Here is a 20,093-nt window from a genome sequence, read left to right as displayed (position 1 = left end):
GTCGTCAGCGGCGCGGCAAGTAGTGCGCGGGATCGACCGGGTTGCCATTCTTTCGAATCTCAAAATGCAACATGGGCCGTTCGGCTCCACTGCTCCCCAGCTCAGCAATCACCTGGCCGGCTTTAACATCCTCCCCTTCCTTAACCAAGATCGTCCGGTTGTGTGCGTAAGCACTGAGATAGTGCTCGTTATGATTGACGATAATCAGATTACCGTAACCAAGCAACCCGTTGCCGGCGTATACCACGTTTCCATTTGCCGCCGCTTTAACAGCATCCCCGGCTTTACCGGCAATATCAATACCTTTGTTGACTTTCCCAGATGATGAATATCCAGCAATTACGGTGCCAACATGGGGCCAGCGCCAATTGATCCGGGCAACAGTCTGATTCTGGGACGATAGAGGAACCTTCCTGTCCGGCACTTTGGTGACCACCGGTTGCTTCGTTGCCTGGGGCCTGGGAACCCGGGCAACCGTTTGCTGACGTCTGCTGGAAGCACTTGAAGTTGAAGCAGTCTGCCTGCTGGATGTGACAGTACCGCGACGGTCAAGGCGAAGAACTTGTCCGGCCTTTAGCTGCCAGGGAGGGCCGATGCCGTTCGCGTTCCCCAGTTCACGGTAATCCCTACCGTAGCGCATGGCGATGCTGTAAAGGGTTTCGCCGGATTTCACTACGTGCTGCCCCCAATAAACCGGAGGATTGTACAGGTCGTCCTGATGTATCGCCTGGGTGTTGCAGCCGGCGAGGAGAACGATAAACAGCAGCAGTGGCACTGCCCTGGCCGGTAACTGAAAGGCTTTTGAGGAACGAGTCAGATCGTGGGCACCGGAGGGGAACCGCGGGGGGGCCGACAGAGTGGCGATGAGTAACCCACGCAAAAATCTCACAGAAATAAGAACAGCCCGGTTATGAAAAATCCGTATAAAGACGACAGCGCGCCGAAGCAATTTATAAGGTTTTCAGAGTAACTTGCTAATATATTGCATATTTCCTGATGGAATCCAAGTTACTCAATCACCATATTTGTTACCGGCTGACACACCAAATTTGCGCACCAAGTAACACTTTTGTAATCCCTTACGCCTCATGTTCAAGCTGAGAGGCCCTTCGTTCGGCGCTGCGCCCAAACCACTCCAGGGCCAGTACCAGCATAAATCCAACAGCGGCGAGCAGGATTGCAAGCATCACCTGGGGATCGTGCCCCGCCAGTTGCCCATAGGCCGATGGCGAGATACTGATTTCCTGTAATGCCACCTGCTCACCAGCACTATTGGTACGCCAGCTCAACACTTCCTTCCAGGGCCAGACCTTGTTCAGAGCACCGATCATAAAGCCGGTCAGTAGCGCCAGAACGACATCATGAAAGTGATGGAATGCCCAGGTAATCAGCCTTGCGATCGAAAGAAGACCCAAGAGGCAGCCAGCGGCAAACAGGAACAGGATCGAGATGTCCCCGCCTTTGATCGCCGTAAGTACCGGGGTATACATGCCGATGACCAGGAGAATGAAACTGCCTGAGATTCCCGGAAGGATCATGGCGCATATTGCCAGTGCCCCCGCACCAAAAAAGAGCAGTGGATTGGGCGTTAACGGACTGACAGACAGGCTGGTGATCCACCAGGCGAACGCAATTCCGATCGCCAGGGGAAACAACAGGGTATAGGTATATTGGCGAACCTGCCTCCCAACATGCCACACCGACGCGAGGATCAGACCGAAGAAAAAGCTCCAGAGCAGCACCGGATATTCAGTAAGAGCAAAGCTGATAGCTGATGCCAGAGTCACAATGCTGGCCAGTATCCCCGCCAGAAGACACGCCAGGAAGTTGCCGTCAATCGCCGCCCAAAAAGCAGCAACCTGTCCCCGAAAAAGATGCTGAATAAGTGCCCCGGGAACCGCATTGACAGCCTCAAGCAGTCTGAAATAAATGCCGGTTATAAAGGCAATGGTCCCTCCGGACACCCCAGGTACGATATCCGCAGCGCCCATGGCCATCCCCCTGAGGAAAATAGCCAGCGGTCGGTGGGTACGATCTACGTCAGCTACACTGTGTGCCTGATGAGCTCCAGGACGACTCAACGAATCACTCCCCCAAGCAGCGGAACGAAATACACCGGTTCGAGTTCCTTGTAGTCAAAATGTTCACCTCGTCGGGTGACCTGGACCAGTACCTGCTCTTCTTCACCGACCGGAGCAATCAACACACCGCCGTCGGCAAGCTGCGCTAACAGCTCCGGAGGTACTTCGACCGGCGCAGCGGTCACAATAATACCGTCGAACGGCCCACGATCCGGCCAACCCATGCCACCATCAGCATGTTTGAGCAATACATTGCGGGCATTCAACTGGCGCAGGCGATCGCGGGCCCTGTCCTGCAATGGTTTGATACGCTCGACACTGAAAATTTCGTCAAACAGGCGGGAAAGAACAGCTGTCTGGTACCCCGACCCGGTCCCTAACTCCAGTACCCGGGCAGGCTGGCTTTCCAGCAATAGCTCGGTCATCCTGGCGACGATATAGGGTTGGGACAGCGTCTGGCCGTGACCAATCGGTAATGAGGTATCTTCATAGGCGCGGTGGGAAAGCGCTTCGTCAAGAAAGATATGACGCGGAACGTCCCCAATCACATCCAGCACCTTATCCGATTCGATGCCAGCCTCTTTAAGCCGCTGAACAAGGCGCATGCGAGTACGCCGGGAGGTCATCCCTATCCCCTGCAACTGGGTGCTCATTTCTGTCCTCCCAAACTGTCCGGGAGCGCTTCAACCCAGTTCTCAAGAGGCAACAGCGCCTCATGTCGGGTCATATCGACATGCACGGGTGTGATGGAGACATAACCTTCACGAACGGCGTAAAAATCTGTACCCGGACCAGCATCGCCGCCCTCACCCGCAGCACCGATCCAGTACCTTTGCTTACCCCGAGGACATATCATCGGAACAGCACCTTCGGCTCTTTCCCGGTGTCCGAGCCGGGTAACTCGGAACCCTTTCAGCTGATCCCAGGGGACATCCGGTACATTGACATTGAGGATAGAGCGCGGGCCAAGTACAAGGGGGCGTTCACTCTCCAGGAGCAGTCGTACCACCCGGGCCGCGGTTTCGTAATGAAAAAGGCCTTCGTTAGCGAGGGAAACGGCAATGGCAGGTAACCCGAGATGGCGACCTTCGGTAGCCGCAGCGACCGTTCCCGAATAGATAATATCGTCACCCAGGTTGGCATGAGTGTTGATACCAGAGACAACACGATCAAACGGTGTATCAAATACCCCGTTAACCGCCAGGTGAACACAATCCGTAGGTGTCCCATCCACAGAATGGAACCCGTTTGGATGCTGCTCCACGGTCAGTGGTCGATTGAGCGTCAGAGCGTTACTCGCCCCACTATGATCACGATCCGGGGCCACCACTTCCAGGTCACCCAGGCCCCGAAGCCCTTCATACAGGGCAATCAGCCCCGGTGAATGAACTCCGTCATCGTTCGACAACAGAATACGCACGATGTTCTCCGCTAGCCTTGCTGTTTGTTATGTTGGCTGAGGCTCACGTCCTCAAGCTCAAAAATATCGTTCAGAATAGTGGTCGCGTACTGTCCCGGGAGCAAGTAAAACTTCAGTTCAAGATTACCGTCTGCGCTCCAGTGCCACGACAGGTCACCGGGGACCACAGCCAATGATCGCCGTTCAGGCTTCATTCGGGTTGTGGCAAACAGTTTGAGGAGTTCCGGTGCTCCCTGCGCAATGGATCGTTCCAGGCCCTCCTGGTCCCCCGACGCTCGCGTCCCTCCATCGCCCCACAGAGGCCCGGTGGTTCCAGACTGACCATCAGGCAATCCGGGTTCCCCATCAAGAGGCACCAGCCAATTCTGATCTTCAACACGGCGTGCTAATACTTCATTGAAAATCCATGAACGTGCCGCCGAAAAGTACAATACGTTTTTCGAGTCGCCTCCGCCACCCGGTTTGCCTCGTCCCCTTCCTTTCCGCCCTTTTCGTCGTTGCTCCATTGAGGAAGGGTTCATCGCCGCGGCACGATCCAGGTTGGCGCCGCCTATGCCGAATCGCTGAGGGCCAAAGTAGTTCGGTGCGCCATGATCACGAAGTCGATTCAGAGCCAGGTCGATATCGCTTTTTGTGCCCCGAACGTCCCGGAGTGTAATCACAAAATGGTTACGCTGGTGATCCCCACGGCGCAGCTTTCGGAAAAAACGACAGGCACCCCGTATGCTCCAACGTTCGCGAATGCTCTCAATCAGGCTGAGATCTTCGTCCTGCATGCCCGGCCGGTAAAGGCTGAACCATTGGCTGGTAACCGCGTGACGGTCTTTCAGCCCGCAAAGCCCGACATCAAATGAGCGGCATCCGGCGAGGCTTGCAAGCTCCCTGGCCACGTATTCACTATTGTCCCCGGTTTTCTCAAGCAGGATACAGAGATGCTCCCCTTCACCGCGCACCGACTGAAGGTCACGGGTATCCTCCGGCATTCCCTCCAGGGTGAGATCTTCGTCCACGCGGAAATCTTCGGGGCAGGACTTTAGTTTTGCCTCGGCTAACCGATGGCCCGACGAGGTTGGCCAGTCCAGTCGCCATTGTCCTGAGGCTGAATCACTCCCGGTCACGATGATACCGGCTCCAGCAGACAAATCGCCTGGCAGGCAATACCTTCGCCCCGGCCGGTAAAGCCCAGCTTTTCTGTGGTGGTTGCCTTTACGCTGACCCGGCTGGCAGGAATTCCCAGATCCTCCGAGATATTCAGCCGCATCGACTCAACGTGTGGTGCCATTTTGGGGGCCTGGGCAATAATGGTGGTATCAACATTCGAGACCTGATAGCCCTCATCCTGAACACGGGCGACGACTCTGCGTAAAAGATCCCGGCTGTCCGCACCTGCCCATTCATCACTGGTATCCGGGAAAAAATGCCCAATGTCCCCCAGAGCGACTGCTCCCAGAAGGGCATCGGCCAACGCGTGCAGTAGCACATCGCCGTCAGAATGGGCTTTCAGGCCATGACTATAGGGAATCGACACACCGCCAAGAATCACAGAATCGCCTTCGCAGAAGGCATGGACATCAAAACCCTGACCAATTCGCATACTTCACTCCGGGATTCAAAATATTCAGAGACGGCTCAGAATAAAACCGGCTAACGCCAGATCTGCAGGTACCGTGATCTTGAGGTTATCAGGCCGACCCTCAACCAGAACCGGCATGTTACCGGAAAACTCCATGGCAGAGGACTCGTCCGTCACTGGATCGCCGTTTGTCAGGCTAGCCTCCAGTGCGGCTTTCAGTTGACCAAAGCGGAACATCTGAGGCGTCAGTGCCCGCCAGAGCCGGCTTCGATCAATGGTGGTTTCAACTTCCGGTAACACACCGCCACCTGCCTGCTTCAAAGTGTCCGCAACAGGCGCAGCCAACAGGCCACCGACAGGATGCCCGGAAAGTGTGTCAATCAGGTTAGAGAGGTCATCCCGATGAATACAGGGTCTTGCTGCGTCGTGCACCAATACCCAGTCACTATCGTTCGCCTGTCCGTCGAGCGCATGGAGCGCCGACAATACGGAATCCGCCCGCTCGGCGCCTCCGGTACAGGTTTGAATACGGTCATCCGCTGCCGATTCCGTATCTAGCCACCAGTGATCCTGAGCACTCAACGGCACCATACACCCGGAGAAATCGGCGTTATGCAATAAGCGGGAGAGCGTTATGTCGAGGACAAAGCGGTTATCTAGCCTGAGATATTGCTTCGGAACGTCGGATTGCATCCGTTTGCCGATACCGGCGGCGGGAACAATAAGCCAGTATTTGGGGGGTGTGGTCATTGCAATTACTTGTCAACAACGAGAAAGAAAGTCTCGTCCTCGCGAATCAGCCCTAGGTTCATTCGTGCCCGCTCCTCAACAGCACTTTGCTCATTGCGCAGGTTGCGAACCTCCGCATAGAGCCGATCATTGCGTGCGGCCAACTCGGAATTCTCGGCCCGCTGCTCAGCAATAGAGTGCTCAAGCGCCCATACCTGCGCAAAGCTCCCCTCCCCGATCCACAGTCGCGCCTGTAGCAGGAGGATAAGCACAATCATGATGGTCCAAAGCAGTTTCACGCCGGTCAGATTCCAATCATTCCGTTCAAAATTTCTACACTGAGTGTTGAGTATAGACCTTAGAGTAGATTAGCAACAAATTCTTCTAACTGTTTGTGTAAAAAGGCCATCGTAACCGAGATTTAACCTCAGCCACGATGGCCTTGTCATTCTACAGGCCACGATCATAACGATCGTGGCTGCAAATGGAAACGCCGGAGCGTTGCCGGGCCTCAGGCCTGGCCTTTGATTTCGCTCAGACCGCGATACGGTGCATTGCCATCCAGAGCTTCCTCAATGCGCAGCAACTGGTTGTACTTGGCAACCCGGTCAGAACGGCACAGGGAACCTGTTTTGATCTGACCAGCGCAAGTCGCAACCGCCAGATCGGCAATGGTGGTATCCTCTGTCTCGCCGGAACGGTGAGAGATAACCGCTGTGTAGCCAGCATCCTGAGCCATCTTGATCGCATCCAGAGTCTCGGTGAGGCTACCGATCTGGTTGAACTTGATCAGAATGGAGTTACCCACGCCCTTCTCGATACCCTGCTTGAGGATCCGAGTGTTGGTTACAAACAGGTCGTCGCCAACGAGCTGAACCTTATCGCCCAGTTTGTCGGTCAGAACCTTCCAGCCATCCCAGTCGCTCTCGTCCATACCGTCTTCGATGGAAACAATGGGGTAACGCTCAGACAGGCCTGCCAGGTAATCCGCAAAACCTTCGGAGTCGAAGCTCTTACCTTCACCGGAAAGCTGGTACTGGCCATCTTTATAGAACTCGGAAGAAGCGCAGTCCAGGGCAAGAGTCACATCTTTACCCAGCTCGTAACCAGCTTTCTCAACCGCTTCCTTGATGGCCGCCAGCGCGGCTTCGTTGGACGGCAGGTTGGGCGCAAAACCACCCTCGTCACCTACCGCGGTGTTCAGACCCTGGGCCTGCAGGACCTTCTTCAGGCTATGGAAGATTTCAGCACCAACACGCAGAGCTTCAGCAAAGCTCTTTACGGAAACCGGCTGAACCATGAATTCCTGGATGTCGACGTTGTTGTCCGCGTGCTCACCGCCGTTGAGGATGTTCATCATCGGAACCGGCATGGAGAACTTGCCCGACGTGCCGTTAACATCTGCAATGTGTTCATACAGCGGCTTGCCCAGAGAGGCAGCAGCAGCTTTGGCGGCCGCCAGAGATACCGCCAGGATAGCGTTTGCACCCAGGTTGGCCTTGTTTTCAGTACCGTCCAGGTCCAGCATCACCTGATCCAGGCCACGCTGCTCGGCCGCGTCTTTACCAATCAGAGCTTCACGAATGGTTGTGTTTACCGCGTTAACGGCTTTGGTCACACCCTTGCCAAGATAACGGGAAGCGTCGCCGTCACGAAGTTCGAGCGCTTCGCGGGAGCCAGTAGAGGCACCGGAAGGTGCGCAGGCACGGCCCAAGGTGCCGTCTTCAAGAATCACGTCGGCTTCTACCGTCGGGTTACCACGGGAATCCAGTACCTCACGGGCTTTGATATTGGCAATCTTTGTCATTCTTCTGGTTCTCCAGGTTTTCAATGTCTAATCGTATTCAGATTACGGTTCGATTTAGAGCAGGTAGGGCAGACCTTTCCAAAACACGCTCCTTGCGGCACATCCATGTGACGCTTGGGCTCCGCCATCCATGGCTCCGCACAGTTTTGGAAAGGTCTGCCCTACCTGCTCGTATTCCTAAATAAAACAAACACCGCCAATCAGGCGGTGTCGATAGGTTTAAAACTTTTTATCAGGTCATCCACAGCCTTAACCCGCTGGAGGAACGGCTCCAGCTGACTCAGGCGAAGAGCGCAGGGCCCATCACATTTCGCCTGATCCGGATCGGGGTGAGCCTCAAGGAATAGCCCTGCCAGTCCCTGTGACATACCCGCCAAAGCCAGATCCGTTACCTGAGCACGGCGTCCACCGGCCGAATCAGCACGACCACCAGGCATCTGCAATGAATGTGTGACATCAAAGAACACCGGCACATTCATCTGCTTCATGATGCCAAAGCCAAGCATGTCCACCACCAGGTTGTTATAACCGAAGCTGGAGCCACGCTCGCACAGAATAACCTTGTCGTTACCTGCCTCTTCGCACTTCTTGATGATGTGCTTCATTTCCTGGGGAGCAAGGAACTGGGCTTTCTTGATGTTGATCACCGCGCCGGTCCGGGCCATCGCAGCCACCAGATCCGTCTGCCGGCTCAGGAACGCCGGCAACTGGATGATATCGCACACTTCAGCCGCAGGAGCAGCCTGATCCGGTTCGTGGACGTCCGAAATGATCGGAGTGCCAAACTTGTCCTTGATGTCCGCCAGAATCTGAAGCCCCTTCTCGAGACCCGGGCCACGAAACGAGTGGATCGACGAACGGTTGGCCTTGTCGAAGGACGCCTTGAACACGTAGGGAACCCCCAGGCGTGCACAGACATCAACGTACTTTTCAGCCACTTCAAAGGCAAGCTCCCGGGATTCCAGTACGTTCATACCTCCGAACAGCACGAACGGCTTGTCGTTGGCAATCTCGATTCCCGAGACGGTCAGGTTGCTCCGTGCCATGATCAGGCTTCCTTCTTGTTCGCCAGGGCAGCTTTGACGAAGCCTTTGAACAGCGGATGGCCGTCGCGAGGCGTAGAGGTAAATTCCGGGTGGAACTGGCAAGCCACGAACCAGGGATGCTCAGGCGCTTCCACCACTTCTACCAACTTGCCATCAGACGAGCGGCCGGAGATTTTCAGACCCGCACCTTCCAGCTGAGGAAGGAAATGGTTGTTCACCTCGTAACGGTGACGATGGCGTTCACGGATGGTCTTTTTGCCATAGCTGTTAGCGATGGTAGAGCCTTCGGTCAGCACGCAATCCTGCGCACCAAGGCGCATGGTACCGCCGAGATCTGACTCCTCGGTACGCTCCTCGCGCTCGCCTGTCGCATCCAGCCACTCAGTAATCAGACCTACGACCGGCTCCGGCGTATGGCTGCGGAATTCGGTACTGTGCGCGTCTTTAAGGCCTGCAACATTACGGGCGTATTCAATAACCGCCACCTGCATGCCGAGACAGATACCGAGGTACGGCACCTTGTTCTCCCGGGCATACTGAACCGTGCGGATCTTGCCTTCCACACCACGCTCACCAAAGCCGCCCGGGACAAGGATCGCGTCCGCGGATTTGAGTGCGCCGATGCCGTCCCGTTCGATATCTTCGGAATCAATGTAATTGATCCTGACTTTGGTGCGGGTCTTGATACCGGCATGCAGCAAGGATTCAATCAAAGACTTGTAGGCCTCGAGCAATTCCATGTACTTGCCGACCATGGCAATGGTCACTTCCTGCTCGGGGTTCATCAATGCTTCCACTACCCCATCCCATTCACTGAGATCGGCGGCACGCGCATCGAGATTGAAACGTTCGATCACCAGCTGGTCCAGGCCATGCTCGTGAAGCATACGCGGAATCGCATAAATGGATTTGGCATCTTCAAGAGGAATAACCGCACGCTCTTCCACGTTGGTAAACAACGCAATCTTGCGGCGGGAACTGGCATCCACCTCATGCTCGGAACGGCACAGCAGAATGTCTGGCTGCAGGCCAATGGAGCGCATTTCCTTCACGGAGTGCTGTGTCGGTTTAGTCTTGATTTCGCCGGCCGTCGCAATGTACGGAACCAGAGTCAGGTGCATGAACAAGGCACGCTGCGACCCAACTTCAACCTTGAGCTGACGGCAGGCTTCCAGGAACGGCAGGGATTCGATGTCGCCTACGGTGCCACCAACCTCGATCAACGCCACATCAACACCAGCCGCGCCTTCAATTACACGGCGCTTGATCTCATCGGTGATGTGAGGAATCACCTGTACTGTGCCCCCAAGGTAGTCACCGCGACGTTCCTTACGGATCACTTCCTCGTAGACACGACCAGTAGTGAAGTTATTACGACGGCTCATCCGGGTGCGGATAAAACGTTCGTAGTGCCCCAGGTCGAGGTCGGTTTCAGCACCGTCTTCGGTAACAAAAACCTCTCCGTGCTGGAACGGGCTCATGGTGCCGGGGTCTACGTTAATGTAGGGGTCCAGCTTGAGAATGGTGACCTTCAGGCCGCGTGCTTCAAGGATGGCTGCCAGTGATGCGGAGGCAATACCTTTCCCCAGTGAAGACACGACACCGCCGGTGACGAAAATATAACGCGTCATGCAGATTCCGTGATTATCTGGTTCGGTGAAGGAGGGAGATTGTTCATCTCAAGATGGGACGCCAGACTACCAGAAAGCCCCCCCTGACTCAATCACAATCCCGCTCCACAACCAGCCGCCAGCCGGCGGCGGGGGCATCCCCCGAGTATTGTTCAGAACACCAGAAATCGCCAACCGCAATCAGCTCCTCCCGATCGCCGGAAGCCGCAAAAAACAACGGTATCCGGGGCCTTTCCCAAGGCGGAATACCCTGCTCCTGCATCCATATTTTTAACCGCTTCGAAGGTCCGTTTGGACGCGGTCGGAAGCTTTCTCCACCCTGCCTCGTAGATACCCTTATTGGCGAACAGGGCATTTGGGGGTTAGACCCTGAAGCAGACTCCAGGCGAGCGCGCCACTCCCCCCATTCAACCGCCTGGCCAGGCTCCAGCCAGCAATCTGACGACGGGATATCTACCGCATCTCTGACCAGCCACAACATGCCCTGGAAACGGCGAATACTGTAGCCGCCGGAACGGAGCTCCGGCTCTCTGTCTTCTCCGGCTTCCAGAAAATCACCCATCACTCTGGCCCAATCCGACAACGCAGGAGGCGGAAAACCCCGCCCGCGAATCCACCAGCGCAAAAGGTTTTTCTGTTCAGCCAGAGACAGTTTATGAAGGCCAGCCACGGACAACCTGCCGCTTTCATCTGCCAATTCATTCAGCTGAATTTCTGCCAGGCGATGGTTCAGGAAATCACTTTCCTTGCACGCGTTGGCAGTATGCTTCAAGCGCCGTGCCAGCCCCGGCCAACGAGCCTTGAGCCGCGGCATAATGGCGTGCCTGAGATAATTCCGGTCGTAGCCCTGATCGTCGTTACTCGGGTCTTCCACCCACGACAACCCGGCATCCCGGGCACAGTCGACAAGGACTTCCCGCTCCAACCCCAGCAGAGGGCGAACAAGCAGGCCATTACCAAGTGGCCGACTACCGGGCATCCCGCCCAACCCGGCTACACCAGTGCCCCTGAGCAAACGAAACAGAACCGTTTCACCCTGATCGTCGGCATGATGCGCCATCAGCAGCAGGTCACCCGGTTCCAGCACGGCTTCGAACTCGCGGTATCGAGCTTCCCGGGCGGCCTCTTCAATTCCACCAACCCCGGGAGTACTGCCCGCTTTTTCAACGGAGACCCGGCGAACAACCACAGGAACACCCAGCTTCTGCCCTTCTGCCAGGCAAAACGCCTCGGTTTGGTTCGCGTTGAGTTGTAACTGGTGGTTAACATGAATAGCAGCCACCGGAACCCGGCCACCGTGACAATGAACAGCAAGGTGAAGCAATAAATTGGAATCCAGGCCACCGCTGAGCGCGACCCAAAGGCGGGAATGTTCGGGAAGGCCCCTGACCGGAGCACACAGTGATTCCGGCCAGGAAAATCCGGTAACGGGCTTAGCGCCCGTTTTCATAGCGAGTAAGTCGCTCGTAGCGGCGGGAGACCAGTTCGTCCACAGGCAGACGGCTGAGTTCTGCAACACCCCTGCTCAGGACTGCCTTGAGGGACTCAGACATCTCAGCCGGGCTGCGATGAGCACCACCCATAGGTTCGCTTATGACGTTGTCCGCCAGCCCAAGGTCTTTAAGACGATCAGCCGTCACACCCATGGCTTCTGCTGCCTGAGCGGCATACTCTGCACTCTTCCAGAGAATGGAGGCACAACCTTCAGGAGAGATAACCGCATAGGTGGAGTACTGAAGCATGTTGAGCTGGTCGCAGACACCAATGGCCAGTGCGCCACCGGAACCGCCTTCACCGATCACGGTTGAGATAATTGGCGTTTTCAGACGGGACATTACTGCCAGGTTGAAAGCAATAGCTTCGCTCTGGCCACGCTCCTCGGCCCCGATACCCGGATAGGCACCCGGAGTATCGATAAACGTCAGAATCGGCATTTTGAAACGTTCAGCCATTTCCATCAGTCGCAACGCCTTGCGATAGCCTTCCGGACGCGGCATGCCGAAATTGCGCTTCACTTTATCCCGTACTTCCCGACCCTTCTGGTGACCAATAACCATCACGGGCTTGTCATCAAGACGGGCGGTTCCGCCAACGATGGCCAGATCATCCGCATAACGGCGATCACCGTGAAGCTCATCGAAGTCTTCAAAGATGGCTTCTACGTAGTCCAGAGTGTATGGACGGCGGGGATGCCGTGCCAACCGGGCTACATCCCAGGGCTGGAGATTCGAAAAGATGCTTTCCGTCAGGCTGACACTTTTCTTCTTAAGCCGGGTAATTTCATCGTTAATGTTGATGTCGGTGTCGTTACCCACCATACGAAGCTCTTCAATCTTGGCTTCAAGGTCGGCAATAGGCTGTTCAAAATCCAGATAGTTAGGGTTCATGATGTTCCATCATTTGATTGTCTGGCGGAGCGAACTCCACCACATCAGAATTTGGGACAAAGATAGCAGCGCCCGGAGTCTGGCTAAAGCGGACCTTTGTATGAGTCCGCTTTCTGACAAACTTTTAATTTTTCGCACAGTTAAGCACCGAAAAGCAGCCCGGACCTTGCCCAACACCCTCAATCATAGACCAGTTCCACGCACTGGTCGCCCACAAGGTACCGAAGCTCCAGTAACAGGTTGTCATCTGGCTGTACCCGCCAGGACTCACCCAACTCTATCCGGGTTTTGGCATCCGGACTGCTGTATTCGATCCAGACCGGACTCCCTTCACAGCGGAATGGCCTGAGGGTGTTATCAAGCTTATCCAGCAGACCGTTCTGAAGCTGGTCAGCGCGCAGGTTAAGCTGCAATCCCCGGCTGAATTGCTGACGAGCCGAGGCCACATCCGTGACCGAACTGACCCTCATTTTCAACTGGCCGGAATAGTCATCATGGCTGACCTGACCTTCAACAACAATGACCTGATCGGACTGCAGCAACTCGCGGTTTTCAAAAAATGCCTCTGAAAACAATGTAGCTTCAATCCGGCCACTACGATCATCCAGGGTGATGAAGCACATGGTGGAACCAGTCTTGGTTTTCATGGTGCGCTGGGCGACCACCAGCCCGGCCACACGCTGGGGAGATTTGTTCGGTTTCAGATCTGCGATGGAGGAACGAACAAACCGGCGAACTTCCTTTTCATATTCGTCAAACGGATGACCTGTAAGGTAAAGCCCCAGGGTATCTTTTTCACCCTTCAGTCGTTCCTTCTCCGGCCACTCCCGAACGCCCGAAACGTCAGCGTAGGCATCCCCGTCTTCGCCGCCACCTTCGAGCATCTCCCCGAACATGTCCATCATCCCGGCTGCATCATTCCGGGATTGCTGATCTGCCTGCTGAACAGCCTTGTCAATGCTGGCCATCAGTTGCGCCCGGCCGGGACCCAGCTTGTCCATAGCTCCGGAACGAATTAACGCCTCCATGGCACGCTTGTTGACCTTCTTCAGGTCCACACGCCGGCAGAAATCGAAAATATCCTGGAACGGGCCGCCTTTCGCGGCTTCCACGATGCTGTCGATCGGACCTTCACCCAGCCCCTTGATCGCACCCAGACCGTAAATGATCTGGCCATCATCGTTGACGGTAAAGGTGTACTCAGATCGGCTGACATCCGGAACGAGCAAGTCCAGCTTCATGTTCCGGCACTCTTCCACCAGCGTCACCACCTTGTCGGTGTTCTGCATATCGGCGGTCAGCACAGCAGCCATGAATTCGGCCGGGTAATGAGCTTTTAGCCACAGTGTCTGATAAGACACCAGCGCGTACGCTGCAGAGTGTGATTTGTTGAAACCGTAGCCGGCGAATTTCTCTACCAGGTCAAAGATATTTTCAGCCAGGGTCTTGTCGATGCCGTTGTTTTCACACCCCTCAAGGAAAACAGCCTTCTGCTTCGCCATTTCCTCCGGCTTTTTCTTACCCATGGCACGCCGCAACATATCCGCGCCACCCAGGGTATAGCCAGCCATCACCTGAGCGATCTGCATGACCTGCTCCTGATAGAGGATAACGCCGTAGGTTGGCTCCAGGACCGGCTGCAAGCCCGGATACTGGTAATCCGGATGCGGGTACGACAGCGGCTGACGTCCGTGCTTACGATCAATAAAGTCGTCCACCATCCCTGACTGTAGCGGGCCCGGGCGGAACAGAGCCACCAGGGCGATCATATCTTCCAGAGAATCCGGCTGCAGGCGCCGGATCAGGTCTTTCATTCCCCGGGATTCCAACTGGAACACCGCTGTGGTTTCCGCTTTCTTCAGGAGATCAAACGAGATCTTGTCATCCAGGGGTATCGTACTGATGTCCAGATCCCCCTGCCCGCGTTTTTCACGGCGCGGGTTGATCATACCCAGAGCCCATTTGATGATGGTCAGGGTTCGCAGCCCCAGAAAGTCGAATTTGACCAGGCCAGCCTCTTCCACGTCCCCCTTATCAAACTGGGTAACCAGGCTGCCGCCGTCATCGTCACAGTACAGGGGGGAAAAATCGGTGATTTTGGTGGGCGCGATAACCACACCACCGGCGTGCTTACCCGCGTTCCGACACACGCCCTCAAGCTTCAACGCCATCTCCCAGATTTCCTGGGCTTCCTCATCCTGTTCGAGAAACTCTTTGAGCTGGGGCTCCTGTTCGATGGCCTTATTGAGGGTCATCCCGACTTCAAACGGGATCAGCTTCGACAGTTTGTCCGCCAGACCATAGGATTTGCCCTGAACCCGGGCAACATCCCTCACCACCGCTTTGGCAGCCATGGTACCGAAGGTAATGATCTGGGAAACAGCCTCCCGGCCATATTTCCGGGCGGTGTAATCGATAACCCGGTCCCGGCCTTCCATGCAGAAGTCAACGTCGAAGTCGGGCATAGAAACCCGTTCCGGGTTCAGGAATCGCTCGAACAGCAGGTCGTATTCAAGAGGATCAAGGTCTGTAATCAGCAACACGTAGGCCACCAGGGAGCCCGCACCCGAACCCCGGCCAGGCCCCACCGGTACACCGTTATTCTTGGCCCACTTAATGAAGTCCATAACGATCAGGAAGTAACCCGGGAACCCCATCTGGATAATGATATCCAGTTCGAAATTCAGGCGTTTGTAATAGGCTTCCCTTTTCTGGTCATACTCAGGGTCCTCCTTGCTAAGGATGACTTTCAGACGCTCTTCGAGCCCTTCCTCAGAGGCATGACGGAAGTACTCATCCATGGTCATGCCTTCAGGAATCGGGTAGTCCGGCAGGAAATACTCGCCCATACGAACTTTAACCGAACAACGACGGGCAATTTCGACGGTGTTCTCGATCGCCTCTGGGATGTCAGAGAACAGCTCGATCATCTCCTCAGCACTGCGAAGGTATTGCTGGTCACTGAAGCGACGATCACGGCGTGGATCATCCAACGTACGGCTCTCACCGATACATACCCGGGCTTCGTGGGCCTCGAAATCGTCCGCCGTCAGGAAGTGAACGTCGTTGGTGGCAACAACCGGCAACGCCAGCTCACCGGCCAGCTCGACACTCATATGAAGGCAGTCTTCATCACCGGCACGGCCGGTACGTTGAAGTTCCAGGTAATAACTGCCCGGATACAGCTTCTTCCAGTATTCGGCGCGCTCCCGGGCCAACTCGGGCTTACCCGCCAGCAACGCCTTACCTACATCCCCGAGCTTGCCACCAGACAGCACGACCAGCCCGTTGGCTCTGGCTTCGAGCCACTCCCGGCGAATAATAGGCTTGCCATACCTCTGCCCTTCGGTAAAACCGAGAGAGATAATTTCAGTCAGGTTAAGGTAGCCATCGCCATTGCGAGCCAGCAGAGTCAGCCGGAAGGGAGCTTCAGGCTCGTCCGGGTTCTCCAGCCATAGATCCGCGCCAATGATGGGTTTGACGCCGGCACCAACGGCTGCCTTGTAAAACCGGACCAGCGAGCACATGTTGGACTGCTCAGTCAGGCCGACGGCGGGCATTCCAAGTTCGGCAACCCGACTGACCAGCGGTTTCACCCGAACCAGGCCGTCGACCATGGAGTATTCAGAGTGGACCCGGAGATGTACAAAAGTCTGTGGCATAACGTCAGGCAATTCCTGCTGCTGGATTCTTTGCGGCCCCGCCTCAACTGCGGATCAGGGCCCGTATATCTGCTTCTGACTGGGGACCAAAACGGACTTCCACCAGTTCGCCCTCAGGATCAACGACAAACGTCGCCGGCAACCCCACGGGTACTTCCCAGCCAAGGGTCTGGCCGGGGTCTCTGTTCAACAGGGTGAATTCGATACCCATTTTCTGGCCGAGATTCACCAGTGCTTCACCCTCAACGCCGTCAAAATTGACCCCCAGAACGGCAATGTCCGGCGATCTATCGAGGGCATTCAGCTCCGGGATCTCCTCCAGGCAGGGCTTGCACCACTCAGCCCAGTAATTTACCAGTACCCATTGGCCCCGATACTTGTCCCACCCGATATCGGGGGCATCGGCACGCTCGAGTTCAATTTTCTCACAAGCAGCCATCAGTAACACGACCGCCACCAGACCGAAACGCAGCAAACCTCCGAAAAAGCTCCGGAATGCAGGGTACTGCACGAGAAAACCTCCTGTTAGACTACGGCCTACGAAAATGTTGCATCCATTCTGAGAACCAGGCCCGAAGATGACAGAACCAACCCGGATTTTCCACAACCCGCGCTGTTCAAAATCCCGCCAAACCCTTGAACTACTTAAGGAACAGGGCATAGAACCCGAGATTATACGCTACCTGGAAACGCCACCGACAGCTCAGGAGCTGGCCGATCTTCTTGAGTTGCTGAACTGTGAACCCCGCGACATCATGCGCACCAAGGAAACCGAATACAAAGCTCTGGGGCTCGATAACCCTGAGCTGAGCCGGGAGCAACTGATTGAAGCCATGGTCGAGACGCCGAAGCTGATCGAGCGCCCCATTGTACTTGCCAACGGCAAGGCAGCGGTAGGACGTCCGCCGGAAAACGTGCTTTCCATTCTCTGACAGTCCCGAACCCAAGGAAACAGTATCAATGGCGGAGCAGCCTCCCTACATCCTGGTGCTTTATTACAGTCGTACCGGCCAAACCGCCGAAATGGCGTCTCAGATAGGCCGCGGCATCAGCCGGGTTACCGGCGTGGATGCCCGAATCCGGGCGGTACCGCCGGTCTCACCGGATACCGAAGCCAGCCTGCCAGGGGTGCCGGACACTGGTGCGCCCTACGCCACCAAAGAGGATCTTGCAGGCTGCTCCGGACTGGCACTCGGCAGCCCGACCCGCTTTGGTAACATGGCGGCGCCCCTGAAATACTTTCTCGATACCACCGGAGACCTCTGGCTATCAGGCGCGCTTTCCGGTAAACCGGCCGGAGCCTTTACCTCCACAGGCAGCCTGCATGGCGGCCAGGAAACAACCCTTATGACTATGATGATGCCACTGCTTCATCACGGTATGGTGCTGTGCGGACTGCCCTACACGGAGAAAGCGCTATCGAAAACCGAAACGGGCGGCACCCCTTATGGCCCGAGCCACTGGGCCGGCACCGACGAGCAACTGCCACTGAGCGCTGACGAAAAAGGTCTGTGCCAGGCCTTTGGCGAGCGCCTGGCGACGCTGGCGTTGAAGCTTGCAGACTAACACCCTGGTTCACACATTCACCGCTCCTGGACACCGAATATGCTACACAACCCGAAAGCAAAGACGACGGCCCGTCTGACCTCCGCAGCCTACGTCGCTGTGCTGGTCACTCTGGTGCTGACCACCTTCTTCCCGGCACCCGTCGAGGGGGTTTCCATACCGCTGATGCTGTCGGTAAAGCTATTGCCGTTGCTGATATTTGTCGTCCCGGTTTTTCGTGGCAATAACAAAGGTTATATCTGGATGGCCTTCGTAGTCATTTTTTACTTCACACAGGGTGTGGTTTCTGCGTGGCTAAGCGAAGGGGCTCCCGGACCGGTTGTCCTGACAATTCTTACCCTGCTGCTGTTCATCGTTGCCATGTTTCACCTTAAAGTGAACCGCCCGGTATCAGGATGAACGCGGTCCACCCCTCACAGCCCTATGGAGAACTGACACTCAGAGACCTGTGCACTGCACTGGTCTCCCGGGGCGAGATCAGCCAGGACGACGCCGATCGTGTACTGAGTGCAAACCTCGGCGCAGCAGCCGGCGGTAGCCAGGCGACCAGAAGGCACCCGCTTGAGTTGATTGCCATCGCCGGACTGAATAGCCTCAGATCCGGCCGTGCCCTGGGCCAGGAAGAGCTGACCCGCTGGCTGGCAGAGTGGGCTAACCAGCCTTACTACCATATTGATCCACTGAAAATCGACACGCCGGCGATTGCAAAAGTGATGTCCTATGCATTTGCTCAGCGCCACGGAATCCTTGCGGTCGAGATCAACCACGATGAAGTGGTCATTGCCAGTGCAGATCCTTTCAAAAATGACTGGGAAGGCAACCTTTCCCAGGCGGTGCGCAAGACCATTCGTCGCGTGGTTGCCAACCCGGAAGACATTCGCCGTTTTACCGTTGAGTTCTACCAGTTAGCATCTTCTGTCAGTAAGGCCGGAGGCCAGCAATCTTCAGCGGCCGGCAACACTCAGAATTTTGAGCAGCTGCTGGACCTTGGCTCCAGCGAAAACCCCGATGCTAACGACCAGCATGTGGTTCGTATCGTGGACTGGCTGCTGCAGTATGCGTTTGATCAGAGGGCCTCGGATATACATATCGAGCCCCGGCGCGGAGTGACCAGGGTCCGCTTCCGGATCGACGGCGTTCTGCACAGCGTCTATGAGTTTCCTGAGCATGTCGGTATGGCCGTCACCAGCCGACTGAAAATACTGGGTCGACTGAATGTGGCCGAAAAACGGCGCCCTCAGGATGGACGAATAAAGACGCGAAAGCCGGACAACAGCGAAGTGGAGCTGCGTCTGGCGACCATGCCCACAGCGTTTGGCGAGAAAATGGTAATGCGGATCTTCGACCCAGAGGTTCTGCTCAAGAGTTACGAACAGCTGGGATTCAGCAAAGAAGACCGGCAGCGCTGGCAGGACATGACCAGCCGCCCCCATGGCATTGTTCTGGTGACCGGGCCAACCGGATCGGGAAAGACGACCACACTCTATTCCACCCTCAAGCAGATCGCCTCACCCGAGCTGAATGTCTGTACCATTGAAGATCCCATAGAGATGGTAGAGCCGGCATTCAATCAGATGCAGGTTCAGACTAACATTGACCTGACCTTTGCCGCTGGCGTTCGCGCCCTGCTCCGCCAGGACCCGGACATCATCATGATTGGCGAGATCCGGGATCTGGAAACCGCTGAAATGGCAGTTCAGGCTGCACTCACAGGTCATCTGGTGCTGTCTACACTACACACTAACGATGCCCCCAGTGCGATTACCCGTTTGATGGAGCTGGGCATCCCGCCCTATCTCATTCGGGCGACCGTGCTTGGCGTGATGGCCCAGCGCCTGACCCGGATACTCTGCCCTCACTGCAAAGAGGCCGGCCCCGCCGACGAGAGCGCCTGGCAGACTCTGACGCGTCCTTGGAAAGCACCGGTTCCCAAGCAGTTCTTTCATCCTATGGGCTGTCTCGAATGCCGAAACACGGGCTACATGGGCCGGGCAGGCGTTTACGAAATCATGCCCCTGACGGGGCACCTGGTCAGCCAGATAACGGACCGCTGCGAGTTAGAGCAACTGCGCCTTGATGCCTACAAGGAAGGCATGAAGTCCCTGCGGCTGAGCGGTGCGCAAAAAGTCGCGGCGGGACAGACAACGGTTGAGGAAATTCTGCGGGTCACTCCGGAAAGCCAACGCTGAGA

General features: G+C 56.0%; 19 protein-coding genes. 4 read left to right on the top strand and 15 right to left on the bottom strand.

Features of this window, described 5'->3' with window-relative positions:
* Window positions 1-4 precede the first annotated feature (4 nt).
* The 15 genes from FWJ25_RS09850 to FWJ25_RS09780 all read right to left on the bottom strand — a co-directional run bounded on the left by FWJ25_RS09850 (window position 5) and on the right by FWJ25_RS09780 (window position 16,847).
* A complete protein-coding gene (locus tag FWJ25_RS09850) occupies window positions 5-775 on the bottom strand; it encodes a peptidoglycan DD-metalloendopeptidase family protein (protein ID WP_246166754.1) in 771 nt (256 codons plus the stop codon).
* Window positions 776-1,079: 304 nt separating this feature from the next.
* A complete protein-coding gene (locus FWJ25_RS09845; protein WP_246166775.1) occupies window positions 1,080-1,997 on the bottom strand; it encodes a DUF368 domain-containing protein in 918 nt (305 codons plus the stop codon).
* Window positions 1,998-2,077: 80 nt separating this feature from the next.
* Window positions 2,078-2,734: a protein-L-isoaspartate(D-aspartate) O-methyltransferase gene (locus FWJ25_RS09840; RefSeq protein ID WP_149600120.1), complete on the bottom strand. Its 657-nt coding sequence runs from the start codon at window positions 2,732-2,734 to the stop codon at window positions 2,078-2,080.
* Window positions 2,731-3,501, bottom strand: coding sequence for a 5'/3'-nucleotidase SurE (gene surE, locus FWJ25_RS09835; protein WP_149600119.1), 771 nt, complete (start codon window positions 3,499-3,501; stop codon window positions 2,731-2,733). Before surE ends, FWJ25_RS09840 begins: the two co-directional genes overlap by 4 nt.
* Window positions 3,502-3,512: 11 nt before the next feature.
* Complete coding sequence (gene truD / locus FWJ25_RS09830) at window positions 3,513-4,619, bottom strand: tRNA pseudouridine(13) synthase TruD (RefSeq protein WP_149600118.1); 1,107 nt, start codon at window positions 4,617-4,619, stop codon at window positions 3,513-3,515.
* Window positions 4,616-5,095, bottom strand: a complete 480-nt coding sequence (ispF, locus tag FWJ25_RS09825; protein ID WP_149600117.1) for a 2-C-methyl-D-erythritol 2,4-cyclodiphosphate synthase — start codon at window positions 5,093-5,095, stop codon at window positions 4,616-4,618. The genes truD and ispF overlap by 4 nt, the downstream gene beginning before the upstream one ends.
* Window positions 5,096-5,119: 24 nt before the next feature.
* On the bottom strand, window positions 5,120-5,824 hold the full coding sequence (gene ispD, locus FWJ25_RS09820; RefSeq protein WP_149600116.1) for a 2-C-methyl-D-erythritol 4-phosphate cytidylyltransferase: 705 nt from the start codon (window positions 5,822-5,824) through the stop codon (window positions 5,120-5,122).
* 5 nt (window positions 5,825-5,829) lie between these two features.
* Window positions 5,830-6,102, bottom strand: a complete 273-nt coding sequence (locus FWJ25_RS09815) for a septum formation initiator family protein (RefSeq protein ID WP_149600115.1) — start codon at window positions 6,100-6,102, stop codon at window positions 5,830-5,832.
* Between the two features lie 212 nt (window positions 6,103-6,314).
* Window positions 6,315-7,610, bottom strand: a complete 1,296-nt coding sequence (gene eno / locus FWJ25_RS09810; RefSeq protein ID WP_149600114.1) for a phosphopyruvate hydratase — start codon at window positions 7,608-7,610, stop codon at window positions 6,315-6,317.
* A gap of 200 nt (window positions 7,611-7,810) precedes the next feature.
* Complete coding sequence (gene kdsA, locus FWJ25_RS09805; protein WP_149600113.1) at window positions 7,811-8,656, bottom strand: 3-deoxy-8-phosphooctulonate synthase; 846 nt, start codon at window positions 8,654-8,656, stop codon at window positions 7,811-7,813.
* Between the two features lie 2 nt (window positions 8,657-8,658).
* Window positions 8,659-10,287, bottom strand: a complete 1,629-nt coding sequence (gene pyrG / locus FWJ25_RS09800; protein WP_149600112.1) for a CTP synthase — start codon at window positions 10,285-10,287, stop codon at window positions 8,659-8,661.
* 88 nt (window positions 10,288-10,375) lie between these two features.
* Window positions 10,376-11,737: a tRNA lysidine(34) synthetase TilS gene (gene tilS, locus FWJ25_RS09795; RefSeq protein WP_149600111.1), complete on the bottom strand. Its 1,362-nt coding sequence runs from the start codon at window positions 11,735-11,737 to the stop codon at window positions 10,376-10,378.
* Window positions 11,721-12,674, bottom strand: a complete 954-nt coding sequence (gene accA, locus FWJ25_RS09790) for an acetyl-CoA carboxylase carboxyl transferase subunit alpha (RefSeq protein WP_149600110.1) — start codon at window positions 12,672-12,674, stop codon at window positions 11,721-11,723. Before accA ends, tilS begins: the two co-directional genes overlap by 17 nt.
* A gap of 179 nt (window positions 12,675-12,853) precedes the next feature.
* The gene (gene dnaE, locus FWJ25_RS09785) at window positions 12,854-16,336 is read right to left on the bottom strand and encodes a DNA polymerase III subunit alpha (protein WP_149600109.1); all 3,483 of its coding nucleotides are present in this window, start codon (window positions 16,334-16,336) and stop codon (window positions 12,854-12,856) included.
* Window positions 16,337-16,379: 43 nt separating this feature from the next.
* On the bottom strand, window positions 16,380-16,847 hold the full coding sequence (locus FWJ25_RS09780; RefSeq protein ID WP_438616566.1) for a TlpA family protein disulfide reductase: 468 nt from the start codon (window positions 16,845-16,847) through the stop codon (window positions 16,380-16,382).
* 67 nt (window positions 16,848-16,914) lie between these two features.
* On the opposite strand from FWJ25_RS09780, the gene arsC reads away from it, so the two are divergent.
* The 4 genes from arsC to tfpB are packed head-to-tail and all read left to right on the top strand — an operon-like array spanning window position 16,915 to window position 20,091.
* Window positions 16,915-17,268: an arsenate reductase (glutaredoxin) gene (arsC, locus tag FWJ25_RS09775; RefSeq protein ID WP_149600108.1), complete on the top strand. Its 354-nt coding sequence runs from the start codon at window positions 16,915-16,917 to the stop codon at window positions 17,266-17,268.
* Window positions 17,269-17,296: 28 nt separating this feature from the next.
* On the top strand, window positions 17,297-17,902 hold the full coding sequence (wrbA, locus tag FWJ25_RS09770; protein ID WP_149600107.1) for an NAD(P)H:quinone oxidoreductase: 606 nt from the start codon (window positions 17,297-17,299) through the stop codon (window positions 17,900-17,902).
* Window positions 17,903-17,941: 39 nt separating this feature from the next.
* Window positions 17,942-18,301 (top strand): DUF2069 domain-containing protein, encoded by a 360-nt coding sequence (locus FWJ25_RS09765; RefSeq protein ID WP_149600106.1) that lies wholly within the window; start codon window positions 17,942-17,944, stop codon window positions 18,299-18,301.
* Complete coding sequence (tfpB, locus tag FWJ25_RS09760; protein ID WP_149600105.1) at window positions 18,298-20,091, top strand: type IV pilus assembly ATPase TfpB; 1,794 nt, start codon at window positions 18,298-18,300, stop codon at window positions 20,089-20,091. The genes FWJ25_RS09765 and tfpB overlap by 4 nt, the downstream gene beginning before the upstream one ends.
* Window positions 20,092-20,093: the final 2 nt, after the last annotated feature.

Origin of the sequence: Marinobacter salinexigens (assembly GCF_008370345.1) — a bacterium.
Lineage (GTDB): Bacteria > Pseudomonadota > Gammaproteobacteria > Pseudomonadales > Oleiphilaceae > Marinobacter > Marinobacter salinexigens.
Note: the sequence above shows the minus strand (reverse complement) of the source record. Positions and strands in the feature narration are given on the sequence as shown.

Bases quoted from the DNA above. Each gene is read 5' to 3' on its own strand.
- FWJ25_RS09840 (WP_149600120.1), bottom strand. From the start codon at position 2,734: ATGAGCACCCAGTTGCAGGGGATAGGGATGACCTCCCGGCGTACTCGC.
- ispD (WP_149600116.1), bottom strand. From the start codon at position 5,824: ATGACCACACCCCCCAAATACTGGCTTATTGTTCCCGCCGCCGGTATC.
- FWJ25_RS09845 (WP_246166775.1), bottom strand. From the start codon at position 1,997: ATGGCCATGGGCGCTGCGGATATCGTACCTGGGGTGTCCGGAGGGACC.
- kdsA (WP_149600113.1), bottom strand. From the start codon at position 8,656: ATGGCACGGAGCAACCTGACCGTCTCGGGAATCGAGATTGCCAACGAC.
- eno (WP_149600114.1), bottom strand. From the start codon at position 7,610: ATGACAAAGATTGCCAATATCAAAGCCCGTGAGGTACTGGATTCCCGT.
- arsC (WP_149600108.1), top strand. From the start codon at position 16,915: ATGACAGAACCAACCCGGATTTTCCACAACCCGCGCTGTTCAAAATCC.
- pyrG (WP_149600112.1), bottom strand. From the start codon at position 10,287: ATGACGCGTTATATTTTCGTCACCGGCGGTGTCGTGTCTTCACTGGGG.
- wrbA (WP_149600107.1), top strand. From the start codon at position 17,297: ATGGCGGAGCAGCCTCCCTACATCCTGGTGCTTTATTACAGTCGTACC.
- tfpB (WP_149600105.1), top strand. From the start codon at position 18,298: ATGAACGCGGTCCACCCCTCACAGCCCTATGGAGAACTGACACTCAGA.
- tilS (WP_149600111.1), bottom strand. From the start codon at position 11,737: ATGAAAACGGGCGCTAAGCCCGTTACCGGATTTTCCTGGCCGGAATCA.
- FWJ25_RS09765 (WP_149600106.1), top strand. From the start codon at position 17,942: ATGCTACACAACCCGAAAGCAAAGACGACGGCCCGTCTGACCTCCGCA.
- dnaE (WP_149600109.1), bottom strand. From the start codon at position 16,336: ATGCCACAGACTTTTGTACATCTCCGGGTCCACTCTGAATACTCCATG.
- ispF (WP_149600117.1), bottom strand. From the start codon at position 5,095: ATGCGAATTGGTCAGGGTTTTGATGTCCATGCCTTCTGCGAAGGCGAT.
- accA (WP_149600110.1), bottom strand. From the start codon at position 12,674: ATGAACCCTAACTATCTGGATTTTGAACAGCCTATTGCCGACCTTGAA.